10 protein-coding genes are annotated in these 14745 nt (G+C 69.2%); 2 read left to right on the plus strand and 8 right to left on the minus strand.

Annotated elements, in window-relative coordinates; all coding sequences use genetic code 11:
• Positions 1–79: 79 nt before the first annotated feature.
• Complete coding sequence (locus KF745_08575; protein ID MBX3358469.1) at positions 80–1390, minus strand: NADH-quinone oxidoreductase subunit D; 1311 nt, start codon at positions 1388–1390, stop codon at positions 80–82.
• A 91-nt stretch (positions 1391–1481) separates the two neighbouring features.
• Positions 1482–3821, minus strand: coding sequence for a glycosyltransferase (locus KF745_08580; protein MBX3358470.1), 2340 nt, complete (start codon positions 3819–3821; stop codon positions 1482–1484).
• A gap of 86 nt (positions 3822–3907) precedes the next feature.
• Between KF745_08580 and KF745_08585 the strand changes: the two genes are divergently transcribed.
• Positions 3908–6214: a glycosyltransferase gene (locus KF745_08585; GenBank protein ID MBX3358471.1), complete on the plus strand. Its 2307-nt coding sequence runs from the start codon at positions 3908–3910 to the stop codon at positions 6212–6214.
• On the opposite strand, the gene KF745_08590 is transcribed toward KF745_08585, so the two are convergent.
• The 4 genes from KF745_08590 to KF745_08605 all read right to left on the minus strand — a co-directional run bounded on the left by KF745_08590 (position 6192) and on the right by KF745_08605 (position 11887).
• A complete protein-coding gene (locus KF745_08590; GenBank protein ID MBX3358472.1) occupies positions 6192–8519 on the minus strand; it encodes a hypothetical protein in 2328 nt (775 codons plus the stop codon). The two genes, KF745_08585 and KF745_08590, sit on opposite strands and share 23 nt — an antisense overlap.
• Before the next feature lie 39 nt (positions 8520–8558).
• Positions 8559–9692: a hypothetical protein gene (locus KF745_08595; protein ID MBX3358473.1), complete on the minus strand. Its 1134-nt coding sequence runs from the start codon at positions 9690–9692 to the stop codon at positions 8559–8561.
• A gap of 150 nt (positions 9693–9842) precedes the next feature.
• Positions 9843–11345, minus strand: coding sequence for a leucyl aminopeptidase family protein (locus KF745_08600; GenBank protein ID MBX3358474.1), 1503 nt, complete (start codon positions 11343–11345; stop codon positions 9843–9845).
• Positions 11346–11455: 110 nt separating this feature from the next.
• Positions 11456–11887 carry a CBS domain-containing protein gene (locus KF745_08605; GenBank protein MBX3358475.1) on the minus strand — a complete coding sequence of 144 codons (432 nt, stop codon included), beginning with the start codon at positions 11885–11887 and terminating at the stop codon, positions 11456–11458.
• 135 nt (positions 11888–12022) lie between these two features.
• Here KF745_08605 and KF745_08610 point away from each other — a divergent pair, with 135 nt between their 5' ends.
• Positions 12023–12685 (plus strand): HIT domain-containing protein, encoded by a 663-nt coding sequence (locus KF745_08610; GenBank protein MBX3358476.1) that lies wholly within the window; start codon positions 12023–12025, stop codon positions 12683–12685.
• Positions 12686–12689: 4 nt separating this feature from the next.
• Here KF745_08610 and KF745_08615 read toward each other — a convergent pair whose 3' ends face one another.
• Together KF745_08615 and KF745_08620 are read right to left on the minus strand one after the other, a co-directional pair.
• Positions 12690–13073 (minus strand): PilZ domain-containing protein, encoded by a 384-nt coding sequence (locus KF745_08615; GenBank protein ID MBX3358477.1) that lies wholly within the window; start codon positions 13071–13073, stop codon positions 12690–12692.
• 122 nt (positions 13074–13195) lie between these two features.
• On the minus strand, positions 13196–14641 hold the full coding sequence (locus KF745_08620; GenBank protein MBX3358478.1) for a 3-deoxy-7-phosphoheptulonate synthase: 1446 nt from the start codon (positions 14639–14641) through the stop codon (positions 13196–13198).
• Positions 14642–14745: the final 104 nt, after the last annotated feature.

The following is a 14745-nucleotide window of genomic DNA, read 5'->3' on the forward strand; positions in this document are numbered from 1 at the left end:
GGGGTGCGACCGAACGAGTCGTAACGAGTCAACCGCGCCGGAGGAGAAACCCTCGCCACGCGGCGCTGCGAGCAGCAGGCTACCGATCCAGTTCCGCGGCGATGACGTTGATGCTGCCCAGGACGACCACAACATCCGAGAGCATGTGGCCCTCGGTCAGTTTCTGCATGAGCGAGTAGTTGATGAAGCAGGCAGGTCGGGTCTTGGCCCGCCAGGGACGGCTGGTGCCGTCAGAAACGATGTAGAACCCCTGCTCGCCGTTGGGCCCCTCATTCCAGCCATAGGCCTCGGCGACCGGCGGCTTCCAGCCGCGGTTGGTCATGATCATCTCGAAGTGCTGGATCAGCCCTTCGATGGAGGAGTAGACCTCCTTCTTGGTGGGCTTGACCATCTTGGAGTCGCTGAAGACATCGACAGGGCCGCCCGGGATCGCGTCGATGAGCTGGCGGATGATCTCCATCGACTGGCGGATCTCCTGCACGCGGACGTTGAATCGGGCGTAGGAATCGCCGCCGCCCTTGCCGTTGGCCGGATCGTTGCCGACGACAACCTTGAACTTGACGGCCGGGGCTCCCTGGCCGTCCCAGTTGTCGGCGTAGCAGAGGTAGGGCATGTCCTTGCGCAGGTCCCGCTCGACGCCGCTGGCGCGGGCCATGGGCCCCGAGGCGCTCCAGCCGATGGCCTCGGCCTTGGTCAGCACGCCGATGCCGGCCATTCGATCGATGAAGATGCGGTTGCGCGAGACGAGGGTCTCGAAGTCCTCCAGCGCCCGCGGCAAGATCTCGTCAACGAGTTCCTTCACCAGCTTCCTGAAGACCGCCTCGTCGGGCAGGTCCTGCATCAGACCGCCGACGCGGGTCCAGTCGGAGTGAAACCGCTGGCCGGAGATGAGGTCGCAGATGTCGTAGATCTTCTCACGAGGGTTGAAGGCGTACAGGAACGCGGTGATCCCGCCGATATCCAGCGCCGCCGCGGCGACGCTGAGCAGGTGGTTCTGGATGCGGGCGATCTCGTTCATGATCGTCCGCAGGGCCTTGCAGCGCGGGGTGATCTCGATGCCGAAGAGCCGCTCAACCGCCCCGTGCCAGGTGATGTCGTTATGGATGGGCGAGCCGTAGTCCATGCGGGAGACAACGGTGACGTACTGGTTGTAGTCGTGGTGCTCGCCGAGCTTCTCGAAGCCGGAATGGAGGTAGCCGATGTGCGGCGTGCAGCGGGCGACCCGCTCGCCGTCGAGTTCAAGTACCAGCCGGAGCGTGGTGTGCGTCGCCGGGTGCTGGGGGCCGAAGTTGAGCACCCACCGCTCGCCGGTATCGACGTGCTCCTTGAGATAGTCGACGTTCTCGACCCCGACGTCGAATCCTTCGTAGGGCTTGAGCGTGTATGGCATGCAAACGTCCCTGGAGTCCATCACCCGCCACCCCGAACCGACGCCGGGCAGCGGCGCGGCCAGACTATAGACGACCGCTGGTGAACCGCCCTCAGGCCCCGGGGCCCGTTGCGCCGGGGCGGGATCGCCGCGCATACCAGCGGTACAGGCCGCTGCCCTTGATCCGCTGGATCAGGCGGTACGGCCGGCTGGCTTTGATCTGTGCGAGCCTGACGTCGGGCGGTTCCGGGGCGGTCGGCGCATCCCACCCCCGGCCGAACCTCGCCCGGGCCACCGCGCGGTAGATCGCCATGGACTTCAGCCGCGCAACCGCCCGCCAGGCCCGCGAACCGAGGATTTGCTCCAGTTCCTGGTGCGCGCGCAGGGCCGCATCCGGGCTGTGGTCGGCAACAGGGAGACCGAGTCGCGCGCGAAGGTCATCAATCGTGCAGCGAGCCCGCCACGCATCCATGTGCTCACGGAAGAACATCGAGTCCTTCTCGGTAAGGGCGGATTCCATGTGAACGAGGTACATCGGGGCATGACGCTCGACTATCTGGCGAACGGGGATGGGGCGGTGGCGCTGCGTGTGCGAGAGCATCGAGCCGCCCGCGTGCTGGCGATACATGAACAACGGCTGGGGGACCAGCCGGCCGCGGTAGCCGACCTGGAGCAGCGAGAGCCACAGGTCCCAGTCCTCCATGCCGTGGAGCATCGATTCCGCGTACCCGCCGGCCAGGTCGAACGCGGACCGCCGGACCAACGCGGTCGCCGTGCTCAGGTTGGCGACCAGGAGCGTGAAGGGGTTGTACTCCGGGCACCGCCAGGTCCCGGTGGAGCTGCCGAAGTACTCAGCGTGGCAATACGCATAGCCCAGCGATGGGTCAGCCGCGAGCGGGGCGAGGAGGTACTCGATGAACCCCGGGCGGAGCAGGTCATCGGCGTCCAGCGGGACGAAGAACTCGGCATCGGTGGCCCGGATTCCGGCGTTCCGCGCCGCGGCGAGCCCGGCGTTGTCCTGACGGATCACCCGTGTCCCTTCGCCCCGGAGCCGGTCGAGCGCTTCGAGTGTGCCCGCCACGGTCGAGCCGTCGTCCACCACGACGACGTCGACGTTCGTATGCGTCTGGCCGCGGGCGCTCTCCACCGCCTCCCGCACGAACGCCCCGTGGTTGTAGCAGGGGATGACGACGGCCACCCTCGGGGGCCGCGGGGCGCGAGCCGCCGCGGGAATCGGCCGGCGCATAGCGACAGACTGAGCCGCGTAGCCCGCGTAGAGCGAGCCGATCTGCTCGCAGACCCGGTCGGCATGGAAGCAGCCTCGCACGCGCTCCCGCGCTGCAGCGCCCATCTTCCGCCGATCGGCCTCGGGCATGGAGTAGACATCGATCAGCGTCCTTGCTAGGTCCGCGTCGTCCCCCGCGCGCACCAGGCGGCCGCTCACACCGTCCTCGATCATGTCCCGCATGCCGGAGTAATCGCTGCCGATGCAAGGACGGGAGAGCGACATGGCCTCCAGGCACGTGTACGGGCCATTCTCGAAGAGCGAGGGAAACACGCACACCCTTGCCGAGGCGAGCCGGCGGAAGAGGTCCTCGCGTCCCATCCGTCCCGTGAACACCACGCGGTCCGCGTGCCTTGCCGGAACCAGTCGCCCGAGGAACGACCGCATCGATGGTTCGCTCGCGCCGCGCTCGGCGTCACCACCGATCAGCACCAGGCGAGCCCCCGGGCACGCATCCAGAAACTCCGGGGCGGCTCGCACGAGTTGCTCGACACCCTTGCGTTGCTCCAGTCGACCGACGAACACGGCTTCCGGAGTTGGTTCCCCGGCGTCGGTCGCCAGGTCCAGCAGGGCGGGGTCCGCGGGGTGGCGCACGATGTCCATCGGCCCGACCCGCGGCAGGAGCCTACGCAGCACTTCCTCCTGCGGGCCCGGGGGGGCGACGATCCGGTCGGCGAGCAGCATCGCCTCGTTCTCGAGCGCCTCGAGCACGGGCTTGGGGCCGTCGGCGGTGTTGTACTCGCCGATCACGCAGAGCGGGCAGTGCAGCCTGACGACGCACACGGGGCGCTTGCCCGGCGTTGTGCGCGCCAGGTAACTGAAGCCCTCCGCAAGGTAGTCGGGAAACTCGATGACATCCGCCCCCTCCACCTCGACGAATCGCTCGAGAAAATCGCCGACACGGTCCGAGTGGTCCTTCCGGTACGCGAGCGATCGGAGGGGTTCCGGCCCGCTGTGCCTCACGTGCGGGAGGCGGACGACCTCCATCCCGGCGGTGAACTCTCGCGTGACAAACGGGTCCGCCCCTACGGTCACGACCGTCACGCGGTGCCCCTGTCGGGCAAGCCCGCGGGTCACGATGTCAACATACGTGCCGATCCCCCCGCCGATCTGCGGGGGATACTCGAACGAGACATACACCAGTCGCAGGGGTCGGTTGGTTTGCATCTCGGTCCGAGGCCTGCTCCACTTCGAGGTCGCGGCGACCACCTTATAGTTCGCGGTCGGGCGTCACGGGGCATACGGAGGCGGTCATGCGGATTTGTCTGGTCTCACGCGAGGCCTACCCGTTCATCGGCGGCGGTATCGCGGCGTACGTCGCGGAAATCGGCAGCGCCCTCGTTGCCGCGGGACATGAGCTGCACCTGCTGACGTATCCGTATGAAAGCCTGACGACCCGCGGCGCGGACGCCCTCCCCGGCGTCGTCTTCCACTCCGTGGACACCAGCGACGGCCCCGCGGCGATTCCCGGCGCCTACTTCTGCGAAGCCGCCCAGTACGCCATGGCCGTGTACTCGACGCTCAAGGGGCTCCACGAGATCCACCGCTTCGATTACATCGAGTTCCCGGAGTACCGCGGCGAGGGATACTTCGCCCTGCGGGCCAAGCGCACGCTCGGCCACTTCGAGGGCGCGGTGCTTGGCGTCCGCCTCCACACGCCGCTGTACCTCTGCCACGACCTGGACCTGCAGTCCTCGCTCTCGCTCGAGATCGAGATCCTGAGGCACATGGAGATCCGCTCGGCCGCCAACGCCGATGTGCTCCTCTCGGCCAGCCGATCGATGATGGATCGCATGCTCTGCGAGATGGGGGACGAGGCGCCGCCGGAATCGGCTCAATCCCGCGTGGTGCTCCCTCTGCCTGTTCACCTCGACACGCTATCGGAGCGGATGGGCGTGGATCTTGTGGAGGCCAAACGCCCGGTCCCCGTCACCACCGCCGGCCACGCGACCAGGACGGTGCTGTACTTCGGCCGGCTGCAACTGATCAAGGGGGTTGTGGAGCTTGTCGAGGCGGGCAAGCGGCTCCTGGAGCGGGGACTGGATCTCCGGTTCCTGCTTGTCGGCGGCGACACGCTCAGCGGCCCGTTCGGCCGGAGCATGCTCGCACACCTCGAAAAACTCGTCCAGGGCCCGTGGCGTGACCGGTTCGAGTTCGCCGGCCAGTACCCACGCGAGAGGCTCGGCCCTGCGATCCGGCAGGCCGCGGTCTGCTGCCTCCCCTCGCGATGGGAGTCATTCTCGATGGCCTGCATCGAGGCGATGTCGCTGGGCGCCGTCGTCGTCGCGGGGGACGCGGGCGGCCTGGGCGAGATCATCGAGGACGGCAAGAACGGCGTGAAGTTCGCCGCCGGCGAGGCCGCCTCGCTCGAGCAGGCGCTGCTCCGCGCCCTCGAAGACGAATCCCTCCGCGCCACCATTGCCGCGAACGCCCCCAAGCGGGCCTTCGAGATCAGCGACTCGGCGTCGATCGTCCGCGGCCTGGGCGAGGCCATCGCCGCCGCCCGCCCGATGACCGCCCGCGAGGAGCGTCGCGCGGCCGCCGCGGCGGCCCGCCGGGCGCGCGCCGAGGGGCCAGACCTGACGGTGGTCATCCCGTTCTACAACGTCGGCCACTACCTGCCCGAGACGCTCGACTCGATCCACGCCCAGACGCACCGCGATTTCGACCTGATCATCGTCAACGACGGCTCCACCGAACCGCACAGCCTCCGCCTGCTGGCCGACCTGGAACGCGACGGCTACCGCGTCGTTCACAAGCCCAATGGCGGCCTCGGCTCGGCGCGAAACGCGGGGTTCCACGCCGCTCGCAGCAAGTGGATCATCCCCATCGACGGCGACGACCTGGCGCACCCGACCATGGTCGAGAAACTGCTGGGCGCGATCAAGCGGGGCGACCCCGTCGGCGGCCTCGCCTCGGTGAGCCCGATGTTCGTCTCGTTCACCGACCGGCACGAGAACCTGGTCTCGGGCTACGCGCCGATGGCCTTCGACCGCGACCTGCTGCTGGCGCGGAACATCGCCGGGCCCGGCGGCGGATCGATCCTTGATCGCCAGGCCGTGCTCGATGTCGGCGGCTACGACGAGTGGCTGACCAGCTACGAGGACTGGGACATGTGGTGCCGCCTGGCCAAGACCGGCCGGCGCGGCGTCGCACTCCCCGAGTTCCTCCTCTACTACCGCCTCCGCCCGGGGTCGCTGATGCGCGCCGAGGCCATCCCCCGCAACCAGGCGCTCAAGTCCTACCTGCTCTCGAAGCACGCCGACATGGCCCTCTCGCCCTCGCGCGTCCTCCGGCTCGAGCACGCCGAGGCCGAGCGGTACAAGGCCCTCGCCGCACTCCGCGAATCCCAGGCGCACGACCTCGAGGCCCGCCTGCACGCCTCCGCCACACTCGACGGCGCCGACCCGATCGCCCGCACCCGCGCCGAGATCCGCGCCCGCGAACTCATCGACCAGAACATCCGCTACCGGATGGTCGACAAGGTGAACACCGCGATGAAGGCCATCCGGATCCAGCGCCCCGTCAAACGGCTGCTCAGGATGCGACCGGGGCGCTGAGCCGACGGCCCGGGGTGACGGTCACGCCGTCTCCATTGGCCCGCGCGTGGCCCGCCGGCCCGTCCCCCGTCGCGCCCGACGTCGCGGGTCCGGATCCCAGGTTCAGGAAGTCCTCAACCGACCGCCGGCACCGGGCCTCGTACGTCGGCAAGTACCGCCGGTACTCGGCCGCGATCTCCACACGCTCGTCGATCGCCCGCACCAGGTATTCCGCGATGACGTCGGCCCGCTCCGGGAACGGCACCACGAGCCGCTCGTAGAGATACCGGTTGTCCTCGAACAGATGGCTCACCGGCCCGATCAGGCACGGCACACCCATCCGCAGGCTCTCCAAGGGCAGCATCGGGCAGCACTCCGCGAACGTCACGTACATCGTGCAGTGCGTGCGCCGCATCGCCGGGAACAACTCGTCATGCGTGAGCTGGTCGCTCTGCATGCGGACGCACGGGATGCCCAGGTACTCGATCACCGCACGCGCACGTTCATCGACACCCGTCGCGTGCAGCCGCACCTCGGGCACGAGCTTGAGCGCCGAGAGCGCCGCGTGCGGGTTCTTCCGCGAGGTGAACCCCGAGAGCCACATGCCCACGTGCCGCTCATTGGGCGGCAGGTCCGTCGCCGGCTCCACGCACTCGCCATCGACCCGGTTGAGCAGCACCGCCGACCGGACGCCGAGCGAGCGGAACAGCCGATCCTGGCCGAACTTGTCCGTCGCGATGCTGTGGATCACGCCCCGCCGCGCGGCGTCGACCCACATCCCAAAGAGCTGCCACGTGTAGTCCTCGGAGAACTGCACGTACGAAGCGTGCCAGAACAGGTCAAACCGCGCCGACGGCCGCAGCCTCCGCACCGCCTCCACCAGCCGGAGCTGCGCCGTGTCGCCGCCGGAGACGACGACGTGCTCCACGCCGGTCGCCGCGATCACCGCCGCGTGGTGCTCGATCTGATCCGCCGGGATGTTGTACGGGTCTTCCTCGCGGGTCGCGGGCACCGGGTACCAGTGCTCGAAGAGCCCGCGCGTCGACGACGTCACCCCGAGCCACCTGGGGCACGAGACCGCCAGCACGCGCGGCGAGGCCGCCCGCACCGACTCGATGTACTGCTGCTCCCGCGCCGAGAACATCCGGAGTTTCGTGCGCGACGCCGTGCTCACCGGTGCCGCCGGCGCTTCGGGCGCAACCGGCCGGGCGACCGCGGCCTGCCGCATCGGGTTCTGCGCCGGGCGAACCGTCACGGTCCCCGAATCGGCGCCGGTTCCCGATACGGAAAGGTCGATCGTCTCCCGCCGCCCCATGAACTCGACCTCGACCAGCCCGCTCCACCCGTGCGACAGAAAGACCAGTTCCGGATCGGTATCCACCGGCACCCGCGCCGTCCCTGTACCGGCGCACACGAGGCAGCGACCGTACGCCCGATCCGCGGCGGCCCTCGCAGCAAAGCCCCCGTCACTCTCAATAAAGTCCCACGGCACTGGGGCTAGCCCCGCATTGGCCCGCCCCTCGAGCAGCCACACCTCAGTCCCCTGCGAGCCCGCGCCCGGGCGGCCCAGGGCACGCACCGTCACGATCCGCTGGTTGCGGTTCCTCAGCCATCGCAGCCGGTTCCACCACCCGTTGCGGCGAAGCCTCGCGCCGACGCGGTACGTCGAGTGGGCCTTGATATACGCCAACTCATCCGCCATCTCGCAGACGCGCCGGACCACCGTGTCCTCGTCCGGCAGGCGCGGCGCCGGGGGTGCCGACTCCCGCGAATGAGCCGGTGTTCCCAGCGAAGCTCGAACGTGCTTCGGATCGCTCTTCGACAGGCAGAACACGCCCACGGCGTTGCCGTCGTGGTCCGCGAACAGCGCGTGGCGGACGCACGACAACGACTCAAAGTCCCGCGGCTCCCACGACCCCGATCCGTCCGCCGGCCCGTCGCCGTCACCGAGCATGACTTGGGCCACGACATAGTCCGCACGGTCGAGCGCCGCGCCGAGCAGCGCCCTGCCCGCGTCCCTCCCGCCGCCCCGAAGAATCCCGCTGCCGACCATCACGGCATCCCACCGACCCGTCTGCGACTCCAGGACTTCCGCTGGCCTCCCCTCGTGAACGGCGTCGTACAGACCGCGGCGTGCCGCATCGAGGCCGCTGCCCGAGGCCGCGATCCCTTCAAGCCGCGCCCGCGCGCCGCGGCGGTCATCGCAGAACTCGCGCAGGATCACCCCCCACCGGCCCGAGTCCGCACTGACATCAAGCAGCCGATCCGGCGCGATCGCCCGCAGCAGATCGATGCAGAAGGGAATGTCATGCCAGGTCGTTGCCACCGTCGTTGCTCTCCGTCCCCGCCCCCACACCCACGCGTCTCACACCCCGACCCCCAAGACCCGAACCAGGCTCTTGACCAGCCGCTCACGCTCCCACGCGGCGCTCGCCGCGAGATGCTTCGCCGCGACCAGATCGGCCGCATCCGACGCCACGATCTGCTCGGCGAGGCGGTCCTTCCGGGCGACCGCGTCCCGCAGCCTCCGCACCTCGGCGGACAGATGCTCCTCCCGTTCGGCCCCCGCCGCCACGCGCGCGGCGAGTGCTCGAGCCTCATCGTGGAGCCGGGCCGTCTCCTCGCCGAGCCGGCGCGAGGTCTCCTCGAGGGCCGCGCCCACCCGCCTCAGTTCGTCGTCCAGTTCCGCCGCCCGCCGGACCGCGGCCTCTCTCTCTCTCGCCACGGGCTCGATCTCCGCAACCCGCTTCAGCAGCGAATCCCGCTCCGCCCAGAGCCGCCGGACGTGCTCGTGCGCCTCGAGCAACTCCCTCTCGTGCCGGAACCCGGCCGAGGTCAACTCCTGCGCCAGCCGCAGGAGTTTCTGGTTCTCCTCCCACAGCATGGCTTCCACTTCGCCGGCCGCCGATTCCCGTCGCTCCTCGGCCTTTCCACCAAGGCCCGCGCCAACCTCCAGGGCCTCCGCCTGGCGGGCCGGGTCCAAGAACTCGACCTGCCCCTCGGCGATCAGTTCGAGGAACAGCAGCCGCTCCCGCGTCCCGGAGTGCTTCGGCCCGGCGACGGCGGAATCGCTGTAGTGGTGCGATGGGCCCTGGAAAAAATCGAACCCGTGGAGCACGACCTTCCATCCGGCGCGAATGTACGTCATCGCCGCGAGGAGCCCGGACGAGGGGTGCTCGTACCCCAGTCGCGCGATCGTCGCCTCCACGTCGTCCCACTTCAGACGCCGTGCGTGCGGGTAGCGGGCCACCATCTCCTGCCAGTTGTCGACCGGCGGACGGGCCACGCACAGCACGCGCGGGTACTCACTCCTCGCCTGCTCCGCAAACAGCGTCCAGGTGATCCACTCGTCTGTCCGGGAGCCCACCTGCTCCTCGTGCCCGTCGATCCGGAACTCGTTGAACCGCGCCACCACGCCGTCAAAGGCGTCGACCGCAGCGCCCAGGTCACCCTGGAGAGCGCTGGGCCCGTTGCCGATCAGCAGGACACGGTCGCTCAAACCCGGTCTCCGACGCGGCCGACGGCGCCCGAAGACACAGTCGACCCGTTCCTCTCCCCCGCCGCCCCGCGACCACGGTGAAGCCGCACCTTCACGCCCGGGTACCGCTGCCCCGGCGCGTGCAAGCAACAAGTATACGCCTACGCCCCCCTAACCCCGGGCGACAAACTCCGACACCAGCCGCACGCCCCACCCCGTCGGTCCCTTCACGAACGGCCCCGAATCCCCCTCCACCGCGTGCACCCCGGCGATATCGATGTGGGCCCACGGCACGCCTTCGCTCACGAAGTAACTCAGGAACGCCGCCCCCTGGATCGGGTGCGCCTTCCGGTTGGGGTTGCTGTTCACCACGTCCGCGACCGGGCTCTTCATCATGTCCCGGTACTCCTTGTCCATTGGCAGCCGCCACCACCGCTCGCCGCTGGTCTCCATCGCGTCCTCCAGCCGGCGCCGGAGCTTGTCGTCCTCGCAGAACATCCCCGCGAACGTGCTCCCCAGCGCCACCACCACCCCGCCCGTCAGCGTCGCGAGGTCCACGATGCACGAGGGGTCCTCGTTCTCGCACGCCCAGCACAGGGCGTCGGCAAGCACCAGCCGGCCCTCGGCGTCGGTGTTCGTCACCTCCACCGTCACGCCGTTCCGGTACCGGATGATGTCGTCGGGCCGGTACGCCTCGTCGCTGATCGAGTTCTCCGCCACGCTCAGCAGCGCCACCACGCGCGTCCGTGGCTTCACGACGGTCGCGATCGCGTGCATCGCGCCCAGCACCGCGCACCCGCCGTCCTTGTCCCGCTTCATCCCCACCATCGAGTTGTTGATCTTGAGCGACAGCCCGCCGGTGTCGTAGGTCATCGTCTTGCCCACCAGCACCACCGACTTGCCGCCGCGGGACGATCCCCTCGCCGGCTTGTACTCCAGGCGGATCATGCAGGGCTTGTTCTCGCTCGCCTTGCCGACGTTGATCAGCCCCGTCAGCCGCTCCTTCTCCAGTTCCTTGCCCTCGATCACGCGGCAGGACATGCCCGTCGCCTTCGCGATCTGCTTCGCCTTCGCCGCGATGAATCGCGGGGTCGCGATGTTCGGCGGCGTCTCGCTGAGCGTCCGCGCGATGTTCACGCTGCGCGCCAGCGCCAGCCCCTGCTCCATCCCGCTGGAGAACGCGGCGCTGGGCGACGACAGCACCACCGCCACGCGATCGGGCCCCTTCCCGCCGTTGCTTCCGGTGCCCTTGAACTCATCGCACACCCAGCCGAGCAGGCCCATCCCCTCGCCGAAGCACCGACCGGCCGCCCCAAGGTCCGCACGCACCGCCTTGAGCGGCCCGCTCAGATCCACCCGCACCTTCCCCTCCTTCACCGCCGCCAGCCGGCGCCCCACCGCCGCCGCCGCCGCACGGAGGTCCCCTACTTTGAACGAGTCCCTGCTCCCCAGCCCGACGATGATCACCCTCGCCGTCCCCCCCCGCGCCTTGGCCGGAAACGCCTCGGCGATCCGCCCGAGGTCCCCGGTGCACTCGCCCCGCCTTGCCGCCGCCGCGATCGACGCATCGGTATCCAGGTCCCGCGTCTGCTTGTCCAACTCCGCTTTCTGGAACACCCCCACCACCAGCACCTCGGCGGACCCGCGATCGGCAACCTTGATCGACTGAAACATGCAGACTCTCCTTGCGGCCTTTTCGCGCGGTACTCACACCCCACGCGGCCGCAGAGTCTATTCCCCGGCATGTTCCAGGATGCACCCCTCCACCCTCTACTGATCATCCGCTACGCCGCAGCGCGCGGCCGGCACACGGCCTCCTGCGCCAACCACCGCATCACGTCACGGTCCGTCACGATCCCCGACAATCGACCCTGGCGGTCCATCACCGGAAGGCAGGAGATCGCCATCGAGAGCATCGTCGCCGCGCCCTCGGCGATCGGCGTGTCCACCGTCGCCGAGGCGACCTTGCGCGTCATGATCTGGTGCGCCCGCTTGGAGAGACAGGCCACGTCGCGCTGCTGCTCCGCCAGTTGACCCACGAACGGGCTCAGGTGCTTCAGCACGTCACGGTCCGACACGATGCCCACCACCCGCTTCTCGTGCACCACCACCAGGTGGTGGAATCCGTGCTCCAGGAGCAGGCCGCGGATCGACTCGAGCCGCTCATCCATCCCGATCGTCACCACCTCGCGGGTCATGATCGTCTCGAGTGTCATGGTTCGCCCTTTCTCATTTGGCAAGGCCCGCCTGCCCCATCTTGGATTCTGCAATTCAGTCGCACCCTCCCCGCCCGACCCGCGCCCGCCCGAGTCCGCGCCCCCGCGCATCCACTATGGGTTACCCTTCCTGACATGCGGCACCCAAACTCGCCAGACCCTTCCGCCGACCCTCTGGCCTTCCCGATGGCCTCCCTCGCCGCCCCTTGGCGGCTGGAGTACATCGAGTCGCTGGATTCGGACCCTTCACCAAGCACGGCGCCCCCCCCGCCCGGCACCCCGCCGACCCCGCCAACCAGCGGTTCGTTCCTCCGCGACTACTGGCTCTCGCCGACGATGGATCGGGCCAATCACGTTCTCGCCCGGATCCGCTATAGCCCCGACACCTCGCCGCCCGATGGCGATGCGGACCCCGACCGCCTCGCCGGCATGATCCTGCTGAACGCCTACCCCTACGCCAACGGCCACCTGCTCGTCGCGCTCGCCCAGCCCCGCCCCACCCTGCTGGACTACGACGCCGACCAGCGCGCGGCCCTCTGGCGGCTGACCGATTTCGCAGCGCTGCTGATGCAGTCCGCGCTGGAGCCGCAGGGCATCAACATCGGCGTGAACCAGGGTCGGGCCGCGGGCGCCGGAGTCCCGTCGCACCTGCACGTTCATCTGGTTCCCCGGTGGAGCGGCGATGTGAACTTCATGTCTGTCACCGCCCGGATCCGCGTAATTCCCTCATCGCTCGACGCGATGGATGCGCGGTACCGCGCCGCGCTGGCACGCCTCCGCGCCGCCGGGCAGGCCTAGCGCCCTACGCCGCGCGGGCCGACCCGAGCCTCAGCCCGAGCCGCCACCCCTGTCCCTCGCGCCGCCGCCGCACCACCACGGCATCGCCCCACGCGCCGGCCTCCGTACGGTCCCGCAGCGTCAGCCTCGCGCCGATCGTGATGCCCCGCGGCGAGGTCACACCCAACCCGCCGTCGCTCACATCGACCAGGTCCAGCGAGACCAGCCCCATCCGCCCCCGTCCATCCCGCCAGGTCGCTAGAAGGCCGCCGGTCGCCGGCATCCGCACCGCCCGGCGACGGTCCAGTTTCATGGAACCCTCCCAGGGACCCGCGATCGATGCCGACGACTGCATCGCTCGCGCGAACCCAACCATCCGACGGGCCTGAGACGTCTGCATCTGTGTCATCGCGAAGCCTCCGCGCCGCCCCGTCCCAGAACCACGAATCGGCGGCTTATCGGCCTCGCTTAAGCGCCCTCGCGATGGAGTCGAGTTTCTTCGCGCGGCCCCACCCCGATGCGGGTGGTTCGCTAGTACCCCTCCCCCATCTCCGCCCCGAGCCGCAAAACCAGCTCCAGCGCCTGCTCGTAGTTCAGGCGCGGATCGCAGGCGGTCTCGTACCGTCTCGCGAGGTCCGCCTCGGTCACTCCCCCCGCACCGCCGGTGCACTCGGTCACATCCTCGCCGGTGACCTCGATGTGCAGCCCCCCCAGGCGAGACCCGACGGATCGGTGAGTTTCCAGAGCCGCGAGCACCTCGGACTCCACGTCCTCGTACCGCCGCGTCTTCACCCGGCCGGCTCCTCGTGGAACCACCGTCGTGTTCCCGTGCATCGGATCGCACACCCAGAGCACCCGCCGCCCGGCATCAGCCACCGCCTTCACCAGCCCCGGAAGAACGCCGCGGACCGCGGACGCCCCTAATCGGGTGATGACCACCGCCTTGCCCCACTCATTCTCCGGATTGATGGCATCCAGCAGTTCGACCAGCCCGGCGCCGGTCATCCCGGGCCCAACCTTCACGCCCACCGGGTTCCGCACCCCGCGGAAGAACTCCACATGCGGCCCGTCCAGTCCGCGCGTTCGTTCCCCGATCCAGGGGAGGTGTGCCGAGAGGTCATAGTGGCCCTCGCGGCTGGGCACCTGCCTCGTCAGCGCCCCCTCATAGAGAAGGTTCAGCCCCTCGTGGCTCGTGAACATCTCCGACCGGGTCAGCTCCCATGCCCCGCTTCCTCCCCCCGTCGCGGCCCCAACCCCATTTGTCCCGCGCCCACCGGCGCGAGCAACCACGGTCACACGCCCCCCATCTCGTAGCCGGCCCAGCAGCCGCGCAACGACCCGCTGGTACTCGCCCAGCACGCTCTCGGGGAGCCCCGCCCGGTGCATCACGCCCAGATCCCAGTACTCCGGATGGTTGATATCCGCGAACCCCCCCATCAGCAGGCTTCGCACGAAGTTCAGCGTCGCCGCGGCCTGCTGGTACCCCTCAACAAGCCGCCACGGGTCCGGCCGACGGGCCTCTGGCGTGAAGGCCTCACCGTTGACCAGGTCCCCGTAGTACGCGGGTAGGGTGACCGGCTCACCCTCGATCGTCCGTGTCTCGGTCGCGCTCGTCCGCGGCTTGGCGTACTGGCCGGCAAGGCGGCCGACCCGGACCACCGGCCGACCGGTTGATCCGATCACCACCAGCGAAACCTGCAGGAGCACCTTCAGCGTCGCCGCGATGGCCTCTGGCCTGCAGTCCGCGAACCGCTCGGCGCAGTCCCCCCCCTGAACAAGGAACCGTTCCCCGCGCTGCGCGGAGGCAATCAGTTCTCGCAGCCGCTCGATCTCCCACGAAGTCACGAGCGGAGGGAGCGAGGTCAGCCGCTCGACCGCGGCCGCCGCGCCGCGTTCATCGGTGTAGGCGATGAGGTGGCCCGATGGTCGTCCGGTCCACGAGAACGGCGTCCAATCCTGGGTCGCGAGGGTCGTCACGCTTGAATCCTAGAGGTCCCGCGCCCCGCCGCGCAACCCCTGCGCCAAAGGGGGACCCGGACACAACTTTCCCACGAGCGAAGGGTTTTGATCAACTCGCGGGC

The organism is Phycisphaeraceae bacterium (assembly GCA_019636655.1).
Taxonomy (GTDB): Bacteria; Planctomycetota; Phycisphaerae; order Phycisphaerales; family UBA1924; genus JAHBXB01.

Bases quoted from the DNA above. Each gene is read 5' to 3' on its own strand.
- KF745_08610 (MBX3358476.1), top strand. From the start codon at position 12,023: ATGCGGCACCCAAACTCGCCAGACCCTTCCGCCGACCCTCTGGCCTTC.
- KF745_08585 (MBX3358471.1), top strand. From the start codon at position 3,908: ATGCGGATTTGTCTGGTCTCACGCGAGGCCTACCCGTTCATCGGCGGC.
- KF745_08580 (MBX3358470.1), bottom strand. From the start codon at position 3,821: ATGCAAACCAACCGACCCCTGCGACTGGTGTATGTCTCGTTCGAGTAT.
- KF745_08615 (MBX3358477.1), bottom strand. From the start codon at position 13,073: ATGACACAGATGCAGACGTCTCAGGCCCGTCGGATGGTTGGGTTCGCG.
- KF745_08575 (MBX3358469.1), bottom strand. From the start codon at position 1,390: ATGCCATACACGCTCAAGCCCTACGAAGGATTCGACGTCGGGGTCGAG.
- KF745_08600 (MBX3358474.1), bottom strand. From the start codon at position 11,345: ATGTTTCAGTCGATCAAGGTTGCCGATCGCGGGTCCGCCGAGGTGCTG.
- KF745_08605 (MBX3358475.1), bottom strand. From the start codon at position 11,887: ATGACACTCGAGACGATCATGACCCGCGAGGTGGTGACGATCGGGATG.